Origin of the sequence: Arenibacter lacus (assembly GCF_008711145.1) — a bacterium.
In the GTDB taxonomy this organism is placed as follows: Bacteria; Bacteroidota; Bacteroidia; order Flavobacteriales; family Flavobacteriaceae; genus Arenibacter; species Arenibacter amylolyticus.
On sequence record NZ_VVIN01000025.1, the window covers coordinates 1 to 19,014 of the forward strand.

General features: G+C 39.9%; 8 protein-coding genes. All 8 read right to left on the reverse strand.

Annotated elements, in window-relative coordinates; translation table 11 throughout:
* Window positions 1-296 precede the first annotated feature (296 nt).
* Complete coding sequence (locus F1E73_RS09105; protein ID WP_086478388.1) at window positions 297-1,778, reverse strand: RagB/SusD family nutrient uptake outer membrane protein; 1,482 nt, start codon at window positions 1,776-1,778, stop codon at window positions 297-299.
* A 20-nt stretch (window positions 1,779-1,798) separates the two neighbouring features.
* Window positions 1,799-5,005, reverse strand: a complete 3,207-nt coding sequence (locus tag F1E73_RS09110; protein ID WP_086478389.1) for a SusC/RagA family TonB-linked outer membrane protein — start codon at window positions 5,003-5,005, stop codon at window positions 1,799-1,801.
* Window positions 5,006-5,960: 955 nt separating this feature from the next.
* Window positions 5,961-7,556, reverse strand: a complete 1,596-nt coding sequence (locus F1E73_RS09115; RefSeq protein ID WP_150451737.1) for a SusD/RagB family nutrient-binding outer membrane lipoprotein — start codon at window positions 7,554-7,556, stop codon at window positions 5,961-5,963.
* 6 nt (window positions 7,557-7,562) lie between these two features.
* Window positions 7,563-10,766: a SusC/RagA family TonB-linked outer membrane protein gene (locus F1E73_RS09120; RefSeq protein ID WP_086478391.1), complete on the reverse strand. Its 3,204-nt coding sequence runs from the start codon at window positions 10,764-10,766 to the stop codon at window positions 7,563-7,565.
* Window positions 10,767-11,572: 806 nt separating this feature from the next.
* On the reverse strand, window positions 11,573-13,045 hold the full coding sequence (locus F1E73_RS09125) for a RagB/SusD family nutrient uptake outer membrane protein (protein ID WP_086478392.1): 1,473 nt from the start codon (window positions 13,043-13,045) through the stop codon (window positions 11,573-11,575).
* Between the two features lie 11 nt (window positions 13,046-13,056).
* Complete coding sequence (locus tag F1E73_RS09130) at window positions 13,057-16,170, reverse strand: SusC/RagA family TonB-linked outer membrane protein (RefSeq protein WP_150451738.1); 3,114 nt, start codon at window positions 16,168-16,170, stop codon at window positions 13,057-13,059.
* A 713-nt stretch (window positions 16,171-16,883) separates the two neighbouring features.
* Entirely contained in the window at window positions 16,884-18,374 is a 1,491-nt protein-coding gene (locus F1E73_RS09135) for a helix-turn-helix domain-containing protein (RefSeq protein WP_191088999.1), read from the reverse strand.
* Window positions 18,375-18,807: 433 nt separating this feature from the next.
* A complete protein-coding gene (locus tag F1E73_RS09140; protein WP_150451740.1) occupies window positions 18,808-18,990 on the reverse strand; it encodes a hypothetical protein in 183 nt (60 codons plus the stop codon).
* Window positions 18,991-19,014: the final 24 nt, after the last annotated feature.

The following is a 19,014-nucleotide window of genomic DNA, read 5'->3' on the forward strand; positions in this document are numbered from 1 at the left end:
GGTAGTGTGCTTCCTTACTACTCTTTTCCTTTCATTGCCTTGCCATTGTTCTGTAATTAATGAAATGGGCGTGTAGTTCCTTATAAGATCTAATTTAAAGGTTTCTTATTGTAGCGGCTTTTGCCTTACCCTTGCTTTGTTCCCTTATCATGTGTTCAATAAAATAGCAGGAGCTGTCCTATGAAGTCCTAGCATCATTTAAATGGTTGTCTAGTTATATAGCTACGTATAAAAGAAAACGCCTGTCAAAAATAATTTTGACAAGCGTTTGTATTACTACATCAACTTAGTGCTGCTTAGTTAATGTTAGGGTTGTTTTGAATTTCACTCTGTGGAATTTCAAAGCTTAAACGAGCATCGTCATAAGAAATGGATTCTCCTGCAGCGAAAAGGTGGTTAGCCCCACGAGTAATAGTTGCCTTGTTTCTCTTCATTGCTAAGTAGCTCTTTCCTTCTCCCCATAGCTCTATCCTTGTCTGTAAATAAATCTCGTCCAATAAAGCTTGTCCGCTTAGTAGATCTACATAAAGAGTTTCTAACTCCGAGTCTAAACGCTCTTTTAGCAAAGCTTTAAGGGAGGCTTTAGCCGCAGCTTCGTTCCCAGATTTTGCGGCAGTCTCTGCATGTAATAGATACATTTCTGCAACTCTCATATAAACGTAATCCGTAGTAACGCTTCTTTGACCTCCTATTTTACGCTCTGGAGCGTAGAATTTACCTGTAGGGTATAGTAGGGTGTTGTCTTCTGTGCCATCTTGATCCTCAAATTGTGATTTTCTAACGTCGTTGTTAGGAATAGCCTCATAAAGGTCAACATCAATCACTTTAGGATCTCCAGCCCACGTATAACTATAGGTGAATAGGTCCATTTGGCCCCACCAAGAAACCAAGTCCAAATCATTGTCCAAAGTGATATCCACACCCCACATCCATCCGGAAGTTGTAGCGTCATTAAAGCCACCGGTAACCTCTTCCTTGCTCATAAGGGTGAAGTTGCCATCGGTAATTACTTTGTTGGCTACAGTAGCGGCTTCTGCGTTCTTTCCAATAGCGGCATAGGCATAGACCAAAAGACCCCTGGCAACATCCTGGTTTACCTCATTCTTCGCTGCTCTAGTGAAACCATCCAGAAGTGTTACTGCGTCTTCCAAGTCAGCGATAATTAAGTCGTACACCTCTTGTGCGGTGCTTAATGGCTGGTTAGGAGCCTTGGTATCCGTATAGATTGGTAGTATTAAGGCAGAAGGGTCATAGCCTTTAGAAAAATAGTTGGCTAGGTAAAAGTATGCGTAAGCACGCATAGCTTTTGCCTGTCCCATAAAGTGACGCGCTTCAGCTACTTCCAATTCGGCATCATTGCCACCAAGACCATCAATAACGTTATTGGCGCCAAAGACAATTCTGTAGTAGTATCTCCAAACTTTATAGTTGTTGATGTTGGTGTAGTCCATGGTAGAGGTCATGTCTGCCAATGTACTGTACCATCCGTAGGTAGTTCCTCCTAAGACCATGTCTGAAGACAACATATCTCCGTAGATGTCGTACCCTTTCTGACCAAAGTCATCGTGGTTTAAGTTAGTTCCACCTGTACCTACTTTGTACATGGTCTCATATATTCCCGTAACGTTTGCTGCCTGCAATCCTGGGTTTAACTCAGAAGCATCCGCAATTTGATCGGAAGAAATAAACTCGGTGGGCTTTGTTTCTAGGTAATCTTTGCTACAGCCTAGGGTTAATAGGCCGGTAGCAAGAATGGTTATATATAATTTAGATTTCATAAGTCAATTTTATTTTTTGATTAAAATTTAGCTCTTACTCCAAAAGTAAAGGTCGATAATGGAGAGTAACGATACATATCAGAAGTACCAGCCTCATCCGTAGATGGGTTAAAGCCTTTTCTTTCGGATAGCAACCAAAGGTTGTCTCCAGATACCCAAAGGTTAATGTTAGACATTCCTAATTTCTCAACATGTACAGAGGGGATGGTGTAGCCCAATCGGATGTTGTTTAAGTTAAGGAAGTCAGACTTGGTAATGAATCTCGTAGAGGAAGAGATTACGTTCTTATCGTAGTCGCTAGAGATACGTGGTACATCGGTTACATCACCTGGCTTCTGCCATCTGTTTAGGATGTCTGTATGCCAGTTGTTACCACCTGCTTGGTCATTGCCCATTAATCTGGCATAAGCCGCGTCGTAAGCATAACCACCTACACTATACAAGAACTGAGCGCTAAGGTCAAACCCTTTATAACCAGTGCTAATGTTAAAGGCACCTCTTACAGTAGGAATGGCCGACTTACCAACATATTTTTGGGTAGCCTGTGAGTACGTTTCGGTTGTAGTCATAGAAAGAGCATTGGCTCTGTCTGGGAATTCTGCAACATAATCCGCCATAGAAGCTACTCTTTCGCTTGGCTGATAAACACCATCGTTGTTTTCGTCAAAGTAGTACACATTCCATGTGCTTACTCCGCTATCGGTATCCACACCTGCAAATTCGCGTGTATAGAAGTCGTAAAGGCTACTTCCCTTAGATCTTCCAAATCTTCCGGAAATATCGATGATTTTCTCTTCACCAGTTGCTGGCTCAATTGGCATTCTTGTCAATTCGTTGTCCAATAGCTCTCCGTTAACAGTGAAATCTAGGAAAAAGTCATCTGTATTTACCAGGTGGGCAGTTACATCAAACTCCAAACCTTTGTTGCGTAGCGCTCCATCGTTCACTTTGATAAGTGAATATCCAATAGAAGGACCTACTCTTCTGTCAAAAATCAAATCATCCGTATTTTTAATATAGTAATCTACGGCTACATCCACCACATTGCCAATACCGAATTCAACTCCGGTTTGGAACATTTTTGAAGTTTCCCAAGTTAAATCAGGGTTTCCTTTAGAGTCAAAAGACAAAGAGATTTGGTCATTTAAGTTGGCTACTTCGTACAAGTCGTATCCAGGATAGTATCCAACTCCGCCTTGCTCTCCAATGAGACCGTAACTTGCTTTAAGCTTTAAATTGCTCAATACGTCTTGGTTTTGCATAAAGTCCTCATTGATCACTGCCCATGCAAGACCTAAAGAACCAAAGGTACCCCATTTGTTTTTCAAGAAACGGGAAGATCCATCCCTTCTAACAGTTCCAGAAAGGAAATACTTGTTGTTGTAGTCGTAATTAAGCTGTCCAAAATAACTTTCCAAGGTGTAATCCCTAGTGTAGGAGCTAGCTGGAGAAGAAACAACCGCATTGTTCAATTCAGTACCAAAAGGATCTACTAACTTCGTTTTGTAAGCAGATAGATATTTTCTTTCCCAAGAGTTGTTCTCATGAGCTACAAGAGCTTCTATGTTATGTCTGTCAAAACGCTTTTTAAAACGCAATAGATTCAACATATTATAAGAGAAAACTTCGGTTTTGGTTTTCCAGATAGATCCACCACTGGTGGCACTAGGTCCGTAGAAGGGACCATTTTGTTCGTCATAGGAGCTGTTGTAATACTGGGCTCCAAACCTATTCTCCAAGGTAAGGTAGTCTGTAAACTTAACGTTTAAAGAGGTGTTGAAGTTAATTTCGTGGTTAAACCTGTTTTGAATGCTGTTATGAGCATCGGAGATCGCGTTGGTTAAAGCGCCAAAACCTCTACCTTGACCATAGTCGTATACATTGCCACCGTAATAAGGGTCGGGGATAGTATTTCCATCTGCGTCTCTTAGGAATAATGGGTAAATAGAAGGAATATTATCTACAAACCAGAAAACACTTCCAGAGTCGCTAGACTGTCCACCGTTATTGGTTTCAGAAACCGTGTAACCCAAATTCATGGATCCGTGCAACCACTCCTTAACCTTGTGGTTTACATTTAAACGGGCAGAATAACGCTCAAAATCTGAATTGATAGAGTATCCCTTGTCGTTTAAATAACCAATAGAGCTAAAGTAGTTGGTGGTTTCGTTACCGCCACTAATTTTTAAGTTAGCTTCTGTTCTAGTAGAAGGCTGAAAAGCGTAATCTTCCCAGTTTTCCGGGTTGTACTTACGAGTAACACCGTCTCTTACTAATCCTGTAGTTGGATCAATTAACTCGCCCCCATTAGCAACATTCCACATGTTGTAATTTGGAGAGATTCCTCTTGCTGAGAATAGGTTGTCATTAGCATAAGTTATGGATGCAGCTTCATCATTGCCAAGGGCAGCTCCTCTATTCTTTAATCCTTCCCAACTTAATGCGATGTATTGCTCTGGGGAACTAATAGTGCTATATCTTGGTAGCAAGCTAAAGTTTTGTCCAGTTTTGGTTTCTACTTCAATGTAATTGTTACCGCTTTTACCGCTCTTAGTGTTTATTACTACCACCCCGTTAGCCCCACGGGCACCAAAAATAGCGGTTGCAGATGCATCTTTCAAGATAGTAGTGGATGCAATATCGCTAGGATTTAGGGCATTGATATTTCCGTTATAAGGAACACCGTCTACTACGTATAAAGGATCTCTGTTTCCATTTACAGATCCAAATCCTCTAATACGGATAGTAGCGGCTGCACCTGGTTGCCCAGAGGTGTTAATTACTCTTACCCCAGCAGACTCACCGGTTAGGGCTTGTGAAATGTTAGAAACGCTTTTACGCTCTAAGAGTTCAGAGTCAATTTGCTTTACAGATCCAGTGAAAGATTGTTTGGTAGTGGTTCCGTATCCTACAACAATTACTTCCTCCAAAGCCTCAGCATCTTCTTCCATAGTGGCGTTAATTACATCACTACTGCCTACAACAATAGTCAAGGTCTTTTGACCAATATAACTAAAGGATAGGGTTTGTCCGGCACTTGCAACGATGGCGTAGTTACCGTCAAAATCGGTTTGTGTACCATTGGTTGTTCCTAAAACAACAATGTTTACACCAGGTAATGGCAGGCCATCCTGATCCACTACACTTCCGGTAATGGTTTTTTCCTGAGCCATCATCACTAATGACACTAAGAAAAGTTTTAAGAATAAAACATACTTAACTTTCATAGAAATTAATTTGAGTTAGTTAAAGATTAAAAATGTGTTTTCGGTCTGTAAATACAAGGTTTTCTCCCTGACGTGTTGAGTTGTAGCTAGGGATTTGTCCCAGGGAACTAAAACGTCTCTTTGCCCCATATTTTTAGCCAAATCTGCAAATTAAGCGCAGTGGAAAGGATAATGTCTCAATGCCGACCTAAAATAAGGTTAACCTGATTTTGGTTAACTACTTTTTATTTTTCAAAGACTTGGTAAACAGTGGTTTGAGGTTTTCTTTGTAAAAGTAAAGGTGTGATGAGGTTTATTGCATATCCTGATTTGTTTTTGGCCTATGGGCATCTCATTTATCCTCTGTTTTTTTCTAAATACCCATGCATGTGGATGGGGGCTGATAAGATAGGTTAAGCTGTTTATTTTTAGTTTGGGTTGGTTTTATAAATCTTTTTTAAAGGGTTTCTAGGGTATAAGGATAGTAGGTTGCCATTTAGGTTAAGTTGAGGAAATTCGGAGTGCTAAGGCTTATTCTTTGGTGGGGTTGGGAATAAGGTCAACCCATTAGATAGTGCGACAATTAGTTTTATGTGTGTTAGGGATAATTAAAGGGGCTGGTAGCGTCTTTTGTGGGGATGTTGGTAGGTGTCCTCCGTGAGTCTGTTTAAAGGGTAGGGGAGTACCTTGTTTTGCTAAATCTGCTTATGGTGCACGCTTCTAATTGGAATTGACTGCCTTCTTTGACCAAGTTTAATTGAATTCCAATAATTTTGGATGCTGCCTTGGGTGGGTGGCGTTTGGTTTTATAACTTATTTTATGACTTGCTAGCGTAAAATGACTCCCTAGCAAATTAAGTTGTTATGTATTTGGAACTGTGTCCCTAGGTTGTTGCTATAATCTGAGTTTGGTTCAAATAAAAAACCATCCCCTTAAAAAGAGGATGGTTCGTAAAGCTACCAAACTGGGTATTGATTAATTAACGTCCCAGAAAAGTTTACTGGTGATTAAATCGCCTTCAGATAATTTTGCAGCGGCAGCGTTTCTATTGGTACCGTTTAGGGTTTGAAGTATTTGTGGATACCTCAATCTAAATGGAATCTCGGTAACCGAAGGGTTTACAGGTCCCGCTTCAAAAGTATAAGATGGAACCCTGTTTTCTGGTGGTAATCCATTTACCTGAGCTGCTGGTAGAAAAACTTCATCACCAGGCATCACCAAGGTATTGGGGAAGCCGGTTCTTCGGTAATCGGCATACGCTTGATGCGGCTGCATATATAAGGCAATGTACTTTTGGTTTAGTACGTTTTCTTTCGTTGCCGGGGGTAGGTTATTTACAAAGGTGTCAATCTCATCGGAAGGTACACCCCATCTTTCCATGGATGCGCGAACACCATTTTCGTAATTTTCCTGGGAAAAACCGTTACGCTCAGAAATGATGAATTGAACTTCTGCATACTCCATAAGGACTTCCTTATAGTCTGGCTTTAGAATATTACTACTCATAAAGGAATAAGTGGTACGGTCTAAAAAGTTGGTATTTCTAAACGCGTATGGAATTCCAAGGTAATCATCGTAATCCGTGCTTTTCTCATAGGTATCGGACTTTATATCGCCTATTGACGCATCAATCGGTGCTGCCATTTGGAAAAGTCGCGGGTCTGGACCAAAATTTCCAGTTTCACCTTTAAGTAGGTTAACAAAGGGTGCTGCAACAGCAAAATCAGTCCTTTCAATAAATGCTGCCCAAAACGGGGAGGCATTAGCATCGGCAGAATCGTATGCTTGCGCTGCGTTGTCGTCATTAGACTCCATAACACCTGCTGCGATAGCGGCATCTATGGCCGCATTAGCTTTCCCTGGGTCTACCCCTCTAAGGTTGTTGGCAACTCTCAGAATTAAAGAATTGGCAAACTTTTTCCATTTCACAGCATCCCCATTAAAAATGTTATCTCCACTGGTGAAAACTGGCTCATTAGTGTTAATCATATCCGATGACTCCCTTAACTCCTTAAGAATATCGTCGTAAATGTCTTCTTGGGCTGCAAAAACAGGTGTAGAAGTGTTGTTTACGTCCAATGCTTGGAAGGTTTCATTATCACTTCCGTACGAGTAATAAGGCACATCTCCAAAAAAGTTGGTCAACTCATAGAACATGTAGGACAACATAATTCTTGAGGCTGCTATTTGGTTGTTATTGTTCCCATAAGCAGCTGCAATATCCTTAGTTTCCTCATTCGAGTTTTGGTCAATGATAGACTTTAGATTAACTGCTACTAGATAAGTGTTGTCATAAATGCTCTGAGCGGAGGTTTCGCGATATAGAAAACGGTCCTCGTCCGCATAGGCAGTCTGTCCCCAATATTGTAACCATGGAAGCGTAAGTCTTCCAGAGTTAAAAGCGTCCCTACTGAAATCTGTAAACCTTTTGGTGGAGTAGGCAAAGATATTGCTTGTGGGAACCACCTCTGGTTGATTTGGATTTTCGTTAAGATCTTCAAGGCCCTTGTCGCAAGAGTAGAGACCAGTGAAGAGCGCTAACGCTATAAGTATTTTGAATTTATTTTTCATTTTATATTAAAATTTTAATTGAACGTTTAAACCATAGCTACTTGTGGAAGGAAGTGAACCACCTTCAGATCCTTGAATATTTCCACTTCCTGCAGTTGCAACTTCGGGGTCGAAATTCTCATTGTCAAGTCCCCATACAAATAAGTTTCTACCAAAAGCACTAAGGGTGATATCTGTGGTCTCGCCAAGCCATTTTTTAGGTAGCTTATATCCTAGTGTAATTTCTCTAAGCTTTACATAGTCAGCATCAAAAACATTCTGTGCATCGTTACCAAAGTAGAAGTCGGTTCCATATTGTTGTGCAGGGATAACTTTCTGGTTAGGAGCTGTGTCGGTTACGGTATAAGAACTTCCATCTTCACTGTAGGTAATGGTTCCTGTAACACCTGGTAAAACAATTCCTTCCTCCCTAATATTGTTAGCTGCACTTTCTTCTAAAATACCAGAGTACATTCCAAACAAGTTGGTTAATGAACGGTATTTTCCGCCTTTTTGAACGTCTATTAGGAAGCCTAAGCTAACATTCTTGTATGTGAAGCTATTTCTAAAGCCCATATTGTAATCTGGAATTACAGAGCCAAGGTTTTCTACGTTTTGGGTTTCAGCATAACTACCGCTTGCAGTTACTACGCGGTTCCCTTCATCGTCATATACGTAGTTGGTCCCTCTAATGATTCCGTAGGGCTGTCCTACTACTGCATTCACAGATACTGCATTAAACGGAAATCTTCCAATTTGAAGCGTCTCTACTCCGTCTATCAGTTCAAGTAATTTGTTGTTGTTCTTGGCAAAGTTCCAAGTAAAGTCCCAAGCAAAATCCTCAGTTTGTATTGGAGTGATGTTCACCAAGGCCTCTATACCCTTGTTTTGTAATCTTCCTGCATTGGTAAATCTGGATCTAAAACCTGAAGATGGATCAATTTGAACCGGAGTTATTAGGTTGCTTGTTTCTTCGTTGTAATAGGTGAAATCAAAGCTAACTCGATTTTGGAAAAGTGCCATCTCCAATCCAATTTCCCAGGTTTGTTTCAATTCTGGAAGTAAATCGGGGTTTCTATTAGTGGTGTCTAAGTTAAAGGGTACATCTCCTAAGAACGGAATGCTTCCGGTGAAGGTGTTGCTTAATTGGTATGGATCCGTGTCACTACCCACCTCGGCATAACCCCCTCTAAGCTTTCCAAAAGTCAACCAAGAAGCATCTGTAAACTCAGAGAACACAAAACTACCACTGACAGAAGGGTAGAAGTACGAATTGTTATCTGCAGGTAGCGTGGATGACCAGTCGTTTCTACCGGTCACTGTTAGGTAAGCGAAGCTATCATATCCTAAGGAAACAGAACCATAGGCGCTATTTACTCTTTTTCTTGAGTCAAATTCCGTTACCTGTGCAGGGTCCTTGGAATTACTCATGTTGTATAGACCTGGAACTACAAGTCCTCCTGAAGTGATTCCTGTTAGTCTATGGAATTCATTATCTCTCCTATTAAGACCGATAAAGGAATTTAAACTTAACTTGTTATCTAAAAAGCGCTTGTCGTAATGTAAACGTCCTTCGTAGTTTATTTCTTGGAAATCCCTAGCAATTTCAGTGTAGAATGGCTGAGCTTGAGAGCCTACGGCGCGACGGTTATTGATGCGGAAATCATAAGTATCTCCGTATATTTTACCTACTGCATAAAGATCGTCCGTTATGTTATAGGTAGCACCTATACTACCATACCATCTAGTTCTTTTATCTTCGGCAGTATTCTCATATAAGGTCCAGTAAGGGTTGTCAGAGTAACGAATACTTCCATCCAATGCAGAAACTCGGTTCCAAGTTCTCTGAGTACCATCGGCCAATTTATACTTTTTTAATCGGTCATAATCTAGTTGGGTTTGGCCAAACTGATACATTTGTTGTACCACTCCTTCACCAGTATAACCGGCTGCAGGTCTATTAAATCCATCTGTAACGGTAAAGTTTACAGAAGCGTCAATCTTTAACTTATCACTTAATTTAGATGTTCCATTAAAATTAACGGAGGTCTTGTCTAAACTAGAGTTGGGTACAATACCCTTTGTCTGGGTGTTGTTAATAGATAGTCTTATGGTTGAGCTTTCCGACCCTTGAGAAAACGAAACCCCATTGTTTATGGAATATCCTGTATTAAAGAATTCGTCCTTTCCTTTATTAGGGTAAATCCAAGGTCTTGGTTTTAAATAGTCATCTGCAAATTCAGGATCAAAAGCATCCCAGTGCAGCACTAATCTATTGGGATCGTACCTAGGACCCCAAGACTCATCAGTTCCGTAATCTACAACATCATAAGTTGTTCCGTTGATGGTTGCTTGCCCAAATCCAGATTGCTCTATAGTGGTAGCGTCTCCAGCTCCTCCACCATACAGTTTTTGTACTTTGGGAAGAACATTTACCTGCTCAAAACTAATTCCGGAATTAACCGTTACTTCAGATTTTCCAGTTCTACCAGATTTTGTGGTAATCAAAATAACCCCATTACTCGCTCTGGATCCATAAAGTGCAGCTGCAGCTCCACCTTTTAGGATGTTCATACTGGCTATATCATCTGGGTTAATATCTGCTGCGGCATCACCAAAATCCCTACCTCCACCACCAGTTTGCGTGGCAGTACTGTTGTAGTTACTATTGTCTAAAGGTATTCCGTCTACTACTATTAAGGGTTTGTTCTCCTGGGTAATGGAACCAGCACCCCTAATAAGGATTCTGGATGAACCTCCTAAGCTACCGGTAGAATTTGAAACTTGAACCCCGGCAACCTTTCCACTTAAGGAGTTTAGCGCATTAGAGTTTCTTGTTTCGGTTAATTGATCCCCGGAAACTTCTTGGGTAGAATACCCCAAAGATTTTTTCTCCCTAGAAATTCCAAGGGCAGTAACTACAACCTCTTCTAAGGCTTGAGCATCTTCTTCCATTTGTACGTTTATGGTGTTGGATGCCCCTACAGTTACGTTAACCGTGGTTTGGCCAATGTAGCTAAACCTCAATACATCACCCACAGTAGCGTTGATCGTGTAATTACCGTCAAAATCGGTTTGTGTGCCATTGGTAGTACCAGTTATAACAATGGATACGCCTGGTAGCGGTAAGTTATCCATGTCGGTAACCGTACCCGTAATGGTTTTCTCCTGTGCCATCAGTACCAATGACACCATGAAGAGTTTTAAAAATAAAACATACTTAATTTTCATAGAAATTAATTTGAATTAATAAAGGTTAGAAAATGAACTTGTGAAACTTTAGTTATTTAATACTATAACTGTTTTGCAGAGCGATTGTTTGTCTCTTTAAATCCACAAACTTTCGCTTTTTGTTTGTGTGCTACTGCTTTTTATGAATAGGGTCTATAGCCTCCTTAAGACAAATTAACAATAGAGAAAGTGATATTTGATGATCTCCGATGCAAATTAAATTTGCTCCGATTTTAAGTTATAACCTTTGTTTTGTGAATTATCTGAAAATCAGCTATTTGTGGTTTGCCTGTTGTTGATTTGTGTATTTATGATAAAATTAACGGACTTTAGGTTTTTATAAGGATTTTAGTTCGTTGGGGAGTGTAAAGCTGATTTTTTTTGTTTTGTTAATTTGAGGAAGGTGAGGTTCGCTTAAGGAGATTATGGTGAGAATTTGAACGCATATAGGTTAAGTGGTTGCTAAATAAAACTATTTATTATATAATGGCAGTGTAGATATATTCCTTATTGCCTATTAGAATATTTTTGTTTTTTATATGATTTTTTGGACGGGGAATAGGGAAGTAGGAAGGATTTTTAGCTGATAATTTTTATATGCAGGTCTAATGGCGTTTGATCATAAAAATCTATTAGTCAATTATATTTAAGATCTAGCTCTTGTCTAATTGTGATGTTAATATTAATTGCTGTAAAATTATCTATGACCTATCTATTTTGAAATTATAACGGCAACAATTCTCCCAATATAAAAAGACCGTCCAAATTGCTTGGACGGTCTTTTACTTTTATGGTGTTAAATTGGATTATCTCCAACCTCCATTAGAATAGTCTTCTCCAGCTACTCCACTGGTTCCACCGTAGGTGTAGTAGGGCTCTGGAATTGCATCCAATGCCTTACCAGGAACTGGGAAGTGTAACAAAGTTCCTTTTTGTAATAGGTCTTCCTTTCTCATTTCAAAGAAGGATATCCCCATTCCAGTATAGGCAAATTCTACCATACGCTCATAGTGTATAGCATCGTATACCTCGTCTGCATTAGCAGAAACTGGAGGAAGCTCCCCTCTTGTGGTTCTTGTACCTGCATTTACAATGGCGGCTGCAGCTGCAGCGTCTCCACCGTTTATGTGTAATAATGCTTCCGCTTTGTAAAGATCGGATTCAGATTTGGAAATTTCCGTTACTGGAACGGTCCATTCTGTAATGTACTCGTTTAACCTTGCATACCTATAGGTGCTGAAGTGGTATTTACCTCTATCTGGGCTAAAGTTGTTGGAGGCAAGGTATTCATAGTCAGTGGCTAACCTTGCGTCAGCTGAAGTAGATTCCGGTAAGGTGTTGATGTCATCAGTCCAATAGGCAGGAGTGTTTGGATCCATCATATTGATAACTCTCATATCCACTCTTCCCCAACCAGGATATACCAGGTAGGTCTGTGGAACTAATGCATACCAGTTAATATCGTCCATTAATATGTCGAAGTCAGTTGTTATACCATTATCGGCATATTCATAAACCCTGTTCCAATCTAAAGTACTCTTTTGGGCGCTGTTTCTTAGATTGCCAACGAGCATACGCGCTCCCATACTGTTCATGATCTCGGACATTCTTTCACTAGTTGCATTTACACCTGGTAACCAAGCTTCAGGTAGGGTAAACGTATTAGCGTCTGCAATGGCGATCGCTTCATCCAATTTTTGAAGAGCGTATTCCATGGCGTTTACATAGTCAGTCTCTCCAGTCTCGTTTTCCCCTACAGGGCCATTGGCATCGTAAATCCAAACTCTGTCAAAGACTAATGCTAAATGTCCAATCGAGAGGGCTTGTCCCAATTTACCCATCATTTCAACCATTTTTGGGTTGCTAAATTCGGTTCCAGCCTCTACCGCTCCAACAATGGTGTTAGAGTCTGTTAACAACGAGTATAGGGAGTTAAAGTAAGTGTCCGTAACGTCATTGCTATAGCCAGTAGAGTTGTTAAAGGATGTTCTTGGTTCACTGGAAAGATCTCTCATTCCAAAGTTACCCCAAGATGCTGTTGAAACGTCTGCCATAGTGGCTAATGCTGCTGCTGGACCATTGGTGCTGTGTACGGTTCTATACCAGCTCTGAAGAATATTTCCTGCGGTAGATTCCAGAGCAACAGGATCTGAAGCCAATATTTCATCGTTTGGATTTTCACGGTTAACCACCTCCAAATCTGTTTCGAAGTCTTGGCAAGCACTTACCAAAAAGAAAATTGGCAGTAATAGGTATGCTATTTTATTAATATGTTTCATGTGTTTATTTATTAAAATTTAAACTGGATAGACATGGAGTAGGAAGACTGATTTGGGTATACGCCATAATCTAGAGAGAAATACTGTTGGGTATTGCCGTCATATCTAGAAACTTCCGGATCCCAACCTAAGTAATCTGTAAAGGTTAATAGGTTTCTACCAATCAAACTTAATTTCACTTCATCAAAGAAGCCAATTCTACTGATGTATTTCTCAGGAAGAGTATATCCTAAGGATAGCTCCCTAAGCTTTACAAAAGAACCGTCCTCTACCCAGAACTTATTGTTTTGGTTCACATCGTACAGAGATTCGTAGTAAGTTACGGTTTTCTTTTGATCAGCTGGCTTTCCTGCCTGATCTACCATAACGTTTCTTTTTGCAATGGTGTTCCACTGAGCATTCTTGTTGTAGATATCTCCACCGCTTTTCCAATCCCATAACATATAGAAATCGAAGTTTTTGTAGGTTAGGTTGGAGGTTAATCCTACTCTGAAATCAGCATTTTGATTTCCTATTTTTTCAAAAGCAGGAATGCCGTCCTCATCTACCTTAATGATAGCTTTTTCATTGTTTGTCCCAATGTTTGCAGTTTCTACAACCACTCCGTCCGCATTTACTGAGTAATCAGAAATAGATGCTCCGGCTGGTAATTGTTTCTCCATAGTTGCCAGATCTGTAACAAAGCTTCTACCAAACATGCTTCCAAATTCTACTCCTTCGCGAATTAGGAACATAATTCCTTCGTCATTAGCTCCATCGGTAGGGCCAACAATTTGCTCCGGTGCATTTAACTTGGTAATCATGGTTTCGGTAGTAGTAAAGTTTACGCCAACTCTCCATTTTAGTTTGGATTGATCAATAATCCTGGAATTTAGGGAGAATTCGTAAGTCTGGGACTCTAGGTCACCCACATTCTGCCATTGTGTTGCTTTTCCAGCATTTGCAGGGGAGAATAGGTTTACAATCATAAACTGGTCCGATACAACTTGGTCCGAGTAAACAAACTGTAAATCGAACATGTTTAAGAAGCTGGCATTTAAACCAAATTCAGTTTCCGTGGTTAAAGACGGCTTCAAGAATGGGTTTCCTTTTCTTCTTACCGAAGAAAGGCTTCCTTGACTGATGTTGGTCTGCTCATACTGCCAGTCAAATCCAGGGCGTTGTCCGGAAGTACCGATGGCAGCATTTATTTTTAATTCTTGGACTCCTGGGATGTCTATGTCCTCAGAGATTCTATAGGCACCAGAAAGTCTGTAGTAGTTGTTCCATCTGTTTTCAGATCCAAATAGGGAAGATCCATCCCTTCTAAATAGACCATCTACAATATATCTGTCTTTGTAGACAAGACCTCCAATAGCAAACATATTCTGTGCTCTTTCGCTTTGGTAGTCAGAGCTTCCATAAATACTGCTAGTTTCAAAGTTATCAATAGTTGGTAGATCTTTAAATTTGTAATCAATACCAGTAATGGAATTGTAGTCATAGGATCTGTCCTCAGCTAAATAACTAAGCTTAGCCATAAAATCTAGTTCTCCAAATTCTTTCTTGAAGTTTAGAGTGGCCTGTACCTTTTGGGAAATTTCCAAGAAATTGTTCTTGCTTAAAGATCCTTTGCTATATCCAAATCCAATTTGATCTCCAGTAGTGGTGTACGTTTCGTACTTGTTATTGCTAGAGAATCTATACGCGTTGTTTTCAAAAGAATACTCTACGTCCATGTTTAACCAGTTGGTAAACTTGGCGTTTAGTAGGTATCCTCCTAAGAATCGCTGTTGTTGCGATCTAGCATCTCTGTTGTACAGAGCGTAAAGTGGGTTGGAAATTTCAGATTCCCACGGGTCTGGTAAATAGTAGTAAGGCTGGCCGTCAGGGTTGCTAGCCAATACGTTGGAGTCTGGATTTAATCTGGTCATGGTTCTGTAAATACCAGTTCCTCCTCCTGGGCTGTTATCTACAACTCGTACAAAGTTGTTGCTCGCCTTAAAGGTTAACCAATCAAAAATGTCGTAATCAATGTTGGCTCTAATACTGCTTCGCTCGTACCCTTCGGTTTCGGCAAGTACTCCTTCAATATCAGTGTTTTCTGCGGAGAAGAAGGTCCTTACATTCTCCCCTCCAGAGGATATGGAAGTGTATAGTGTTCTATTGATACCGGTCTTAAAGAAGATATCCTGGAAATCGTTATATACACCAAAAGGATTATCGGCATAACCGTCTGCCTTCAAGATACGATCGCCAGTAACTGCAGTTGGACCCGAGTTGGCATAAACGCTCTGGTAATCAGCTGGATAGGTAACGCCTTCGTATTTGGTGTATTGTCCTTTAAAGTTTTCCCAATCTGAAGCTAGTTCAAAGTTGTGCGACTGGTTGGTGTCGATGAAATTGTTCACTCTAGAAATACCAGTCTCTGCTCTTACGGTAACAGATGTCTTTCCAATCTTTCCTCTTTTGGTGGTAATTACAATAACCCCATTACCTGCACGTGATCCATATAGTGAGGATGCGGAAGCTCCCTTTACCAATTCAAAGGAGGCAATATCATCTACGTTGATGTCGGCCATTCCGCCTTCAATGAAAACACCGTCCATGATAACTAAAGGTGACTGTGATCCGTATAGGTTGGCGGCTCCTCTCATTATAATGGTAGCTCCTTCTCCGGGGCGTCCAAGGTTGCTTACGGATACACCAGCAACTTTCCCTTGTAGAGCACTGGCAGCTGAACTAGCCGGAACCTTTTCCAGATCGTCGGCAGATACGGAGGCAACTGTTACAGATAGTTTTCTTTTATCCGTAGCACCGGCAACTCCAGTAACCACTACTTCTTCTAGGGCCTGTGCGTCCTCTTCCATTTTTACATTAATGGTGTTAGCAGCTCCTACGGTGACGCTTACCGTGGTCTGCCCGATATAACTAAATCTTAAAACGTCGCCTACGGCAGCGTTTATGGTATAGTTACCGTCAAAATCGGTTTGTGTCCCACTAGTAGTTCCAGATATAACTATGGAAACCCCGGGGAGTGGCAAATCATCCTTGTCAGTTACCGTTCCGGTAATAGTTTTTTCCTGTGCCATCATTACCAATGACGCCAGAAAAAGCTTTAAGAATAAAAAGTACTTAATTTTCATACAAAATTAATTTGAGTTAGTTAATGCTTTTTTGGATTGCTAATGACTAGGTGGTTTTTCGGTAGCTAATCCAAATAATTGGTTGAAAACATAAGATTTTTATAAGGCCTAGTCATTAGATCCAATCTGCAAACTAAAGTAAGACGTTTATATTTACATTCAGTTCCGACCTAGATTATCTTTCTCCCGATGTAAGATTACATTTACGCGATTAGGAAGTAATTGATACATAGGTGATTGTGGGAGTTATACGCTTTTTAACGGTTTTTAAGATTTAATTAACTTTTGCTTAAAAAAGCTATGGTTTTTGAGTTTTTTGAGCCGACTAATGGGTCTTTATATGTTGTTTATAGCAAAATTAGTACAGGTGGTTAAGGAGGTGATACCCCTTTTGGGAGTTGCTTTAAGGGTTAGTCGTTGTTTTTAGGTAGTGTTGATGGTGTAGGGGTGGAGCAGGTTATTTCCTTGGTTTAAATGGGTGTTTTTGTATGAAGGAGCTTTGGATTGCCTATTTAGTGATAATGAGGATCGGTTGTTTGGAGCGATTAAATGTATTGTAGGGTGCCAGTAGTCCAAATTAGGTCTTAGGCGTGCTGGTTTTAGAGAAGCTATGCAGTGGTATGGGTGGTGATTTTTGTAAGTGAAAGTGTTACTTTATAGGTAGGATGGAGGTGTTGCTATGAAATACAGAGGTTGTTGGGCTGATCCCTGGTTTACCTTGGTTTGGGTTGTTTGTATTTGGCCTTAATATACTGGGTGGGAGTCATGTGTTTGCGACGTTTAAAGGCCTTGTAAAAGGATACCTTGTTGTTGAAGCCTGATTCGTATATTAGGTCTGCAACCAGTTTAATTTTGCCTTGATTCTTCTCAATGATGTTTACTGCTTCCGCTACCCGGTAATCATTGATAAACTCATAAAAGTTTTTTTCAAACTCCTGGTTTATTACCTGAGAAAGACTATATCTATCTGTGTTTAGTTCCTTCGCTAATTTTTCTAAGGTGATCCCATTGTCTAAATACACCTTTTTGGACTCTACCAACTCCACTAATTGGGATTTTAATGTGCTGGTCATAGCTTCTGTGAGACCAGAATTTCTGTACTTTACATTGTCCTCTGCTGGAATTAAAACCTCCGTTTCGGTGATGATTTCCGGTTTAATGAAAAACATGATGCCGCATAGACATACAAAGAGGGATAAGATCATTGCGGTAAACGACTTGGAGATGTAGTCAAAGCTCTCTATATGGCTAAAAATAGCACGCGAGTATAGGATAAGCATTAGCAATCCCAAGAAGGCTATGGCGAGAAAAAGCCATTTTTTATTGGTGGGATCTAGGATGCTTTTATGCTTCCTGTAAAGTGCAATCAGAAGCAGTAGGTAAAGTGTGCTATGGATAGATTTTATGAATTGACTGTGAAGAATCTGGGTAATTATCTGATTGAAATCACTGCTGGATCCGTTGCCGTCTGTATTGACCGCTATTAGAAGTAGTAGGCAAAAAACAAAAAAGGTGCCGTAGTGTTTTAGTAACTCGCTAATAGTGGTTTTGGTTCCAATGCTTAATTTCTTTCGTATGTATAAATACAAGGACGGGGCCCATAAGAAAAAATGCATCTTAAAGAAGTAAACCCTAGGGTGGTAGTTGAAGTGATTTAGCCAATAAATGGCTAATTCCAGTATCATTATAGAGATACCTATTAGGAAAATCGCTAAAAATATATTGTGGGTGTCCTCCTTTCGAAACCTAATCAACAATCGGATAGCTATAAATATACCGCCTATTGCCACCAATAGGGAAATGTAGTTAACTAAATAATTTTGAAGGGAATGAAGGTAGTTGTCGTGAGCTACCGTGCTCTTTGTTGTTAGCTTCTCCGTACCTATTTGGTTGCTCGGTCCAATTTTAGTCGCAGGTAGATTAAGTTGCGGACTGTTAGTTTTTTGTAGCGAATCTAAGGCCGCTTTGGTGGCGGCAAAATATTTATTGAAAGATGCGGTGCTGCTATGTCCCTTTAATTGAGCTGATAGAAAAAAGGTATAGGCGTTGCTGAAATTTTGGTGAGAGTACTCGCATTTCCCATACTCAAAGCACTCCTCAGCACTTAGGCTCTCTATATTTAAAAGGGTGATTAGTCCATTTTCAATAGGGCTGCAATCCGAATTCTTCGTCAGTATGGTGTTGGTTGCCCATGTAGGTTGCATTAATAAAATGCAGGTCCATATGCAAAAAAATAAGGGGAATTGTTTTATGCCCATAATAAATTACACCAATAAAGTCACAAAATTACATATTTAAGATGGGAACAGCTTTGTAACATTCTTAAATGACCGTTAAAAAATCAGGATGTTTTTTGCAGACGTAAAGATCGGTAGGACTACTAGTGGGTGTGAAAAATAAAATGCAGCCCCGAAAATATTATTTTAACGCTAATTCAAATAATTTATCTTAAAAAACAAGACAAATGGTAATGTCTTTTTTTTTTGTAGAGTAAATCAGGGCTGCATTACAACTTATTTTACTGCAGAACAAATTAATCGATTTTAAGACAAATGTAGGTAAACACTTATCAACCTTTACCAATCCGATAGGGGTTAACCATTTATTTTTAACCGGCTTCCCTTGCTTGATGTAGTCTTACGATGTGTTTACGGTGAAATTTCCATATTTTAATTTTGCAATAAACGAGATGGTGGAAGTAAGCATTTTACCTCTTAAGTACACATCTTTCACATCCCATTTATTAGCTCTTATCATAGCATTTCCTTTTTGTAGGTTGTGATGTCTGTAACCTAATATCCATTCATTGTTGTATTCCATGATTTGCTTTTGGAAGTTTCGGTC

Excerpts from the sequence above, each read along its gene's own strand:
- F1E73_RS09105 (WP_086478388.1), bottom strand. The coding sequence starts at position 1,778 with ATGAAATCTAAATTATATATAACCATTCTTGCTACCGGCCTATTAACC.
- F1E73_RS09110 (WP_086478389.1), bottom strand. The coding sequence starts at position 5,005 with ATGAAAGTTAAGTATGTTTTATTCTTAAAACTTTTCTTAGTGTCATTA.
- F1E73_RS09115 (WP_150451737.1), bottom strand. The coding sequence starts at position 7,556 with ATGAAAAATAAATTCAAAATACTTATAGCGTTAGCGCTCTTCACTGGT.
- F1E73_RS09120 (WP_086478391.1), bottom strand. The coding sequence starts at position 10,766 with ATGAAAATTAAGTATGTTTTATTTTTAAAACTCTTCATGGTGTCATTG.
- F1E73_RS09125 (WP_086478392.1), bottom strand. The coding sequence starts at position 13,045 with ATGAAACATATTAATAAAATAGCATACCTATTACTGCCAATTTTCTTT.
- F1E73_RS09130 (WP_150451738.1), bottom strand. The coding sequence starts at position 16,170 with ATGAAAATTAAGTACTTTTTATTCTTAAAGCTTTTTCTGGCGTCATTG.
- F1E73_RS09135 (WP_191088999.1), bottom strand. The coding sequence starts at position 18,374 with ATGCAACCTACATGGGCAACCAACACCATACTGACGAAGAATTCGGAT.
- F1E73_RS09140 (WP_150451740.1), bottom strand. The coding sequence starts at position 18,990 with ATGGAATACAACAATGAATGGATATTAGGTTACAGACATCACAACCTA.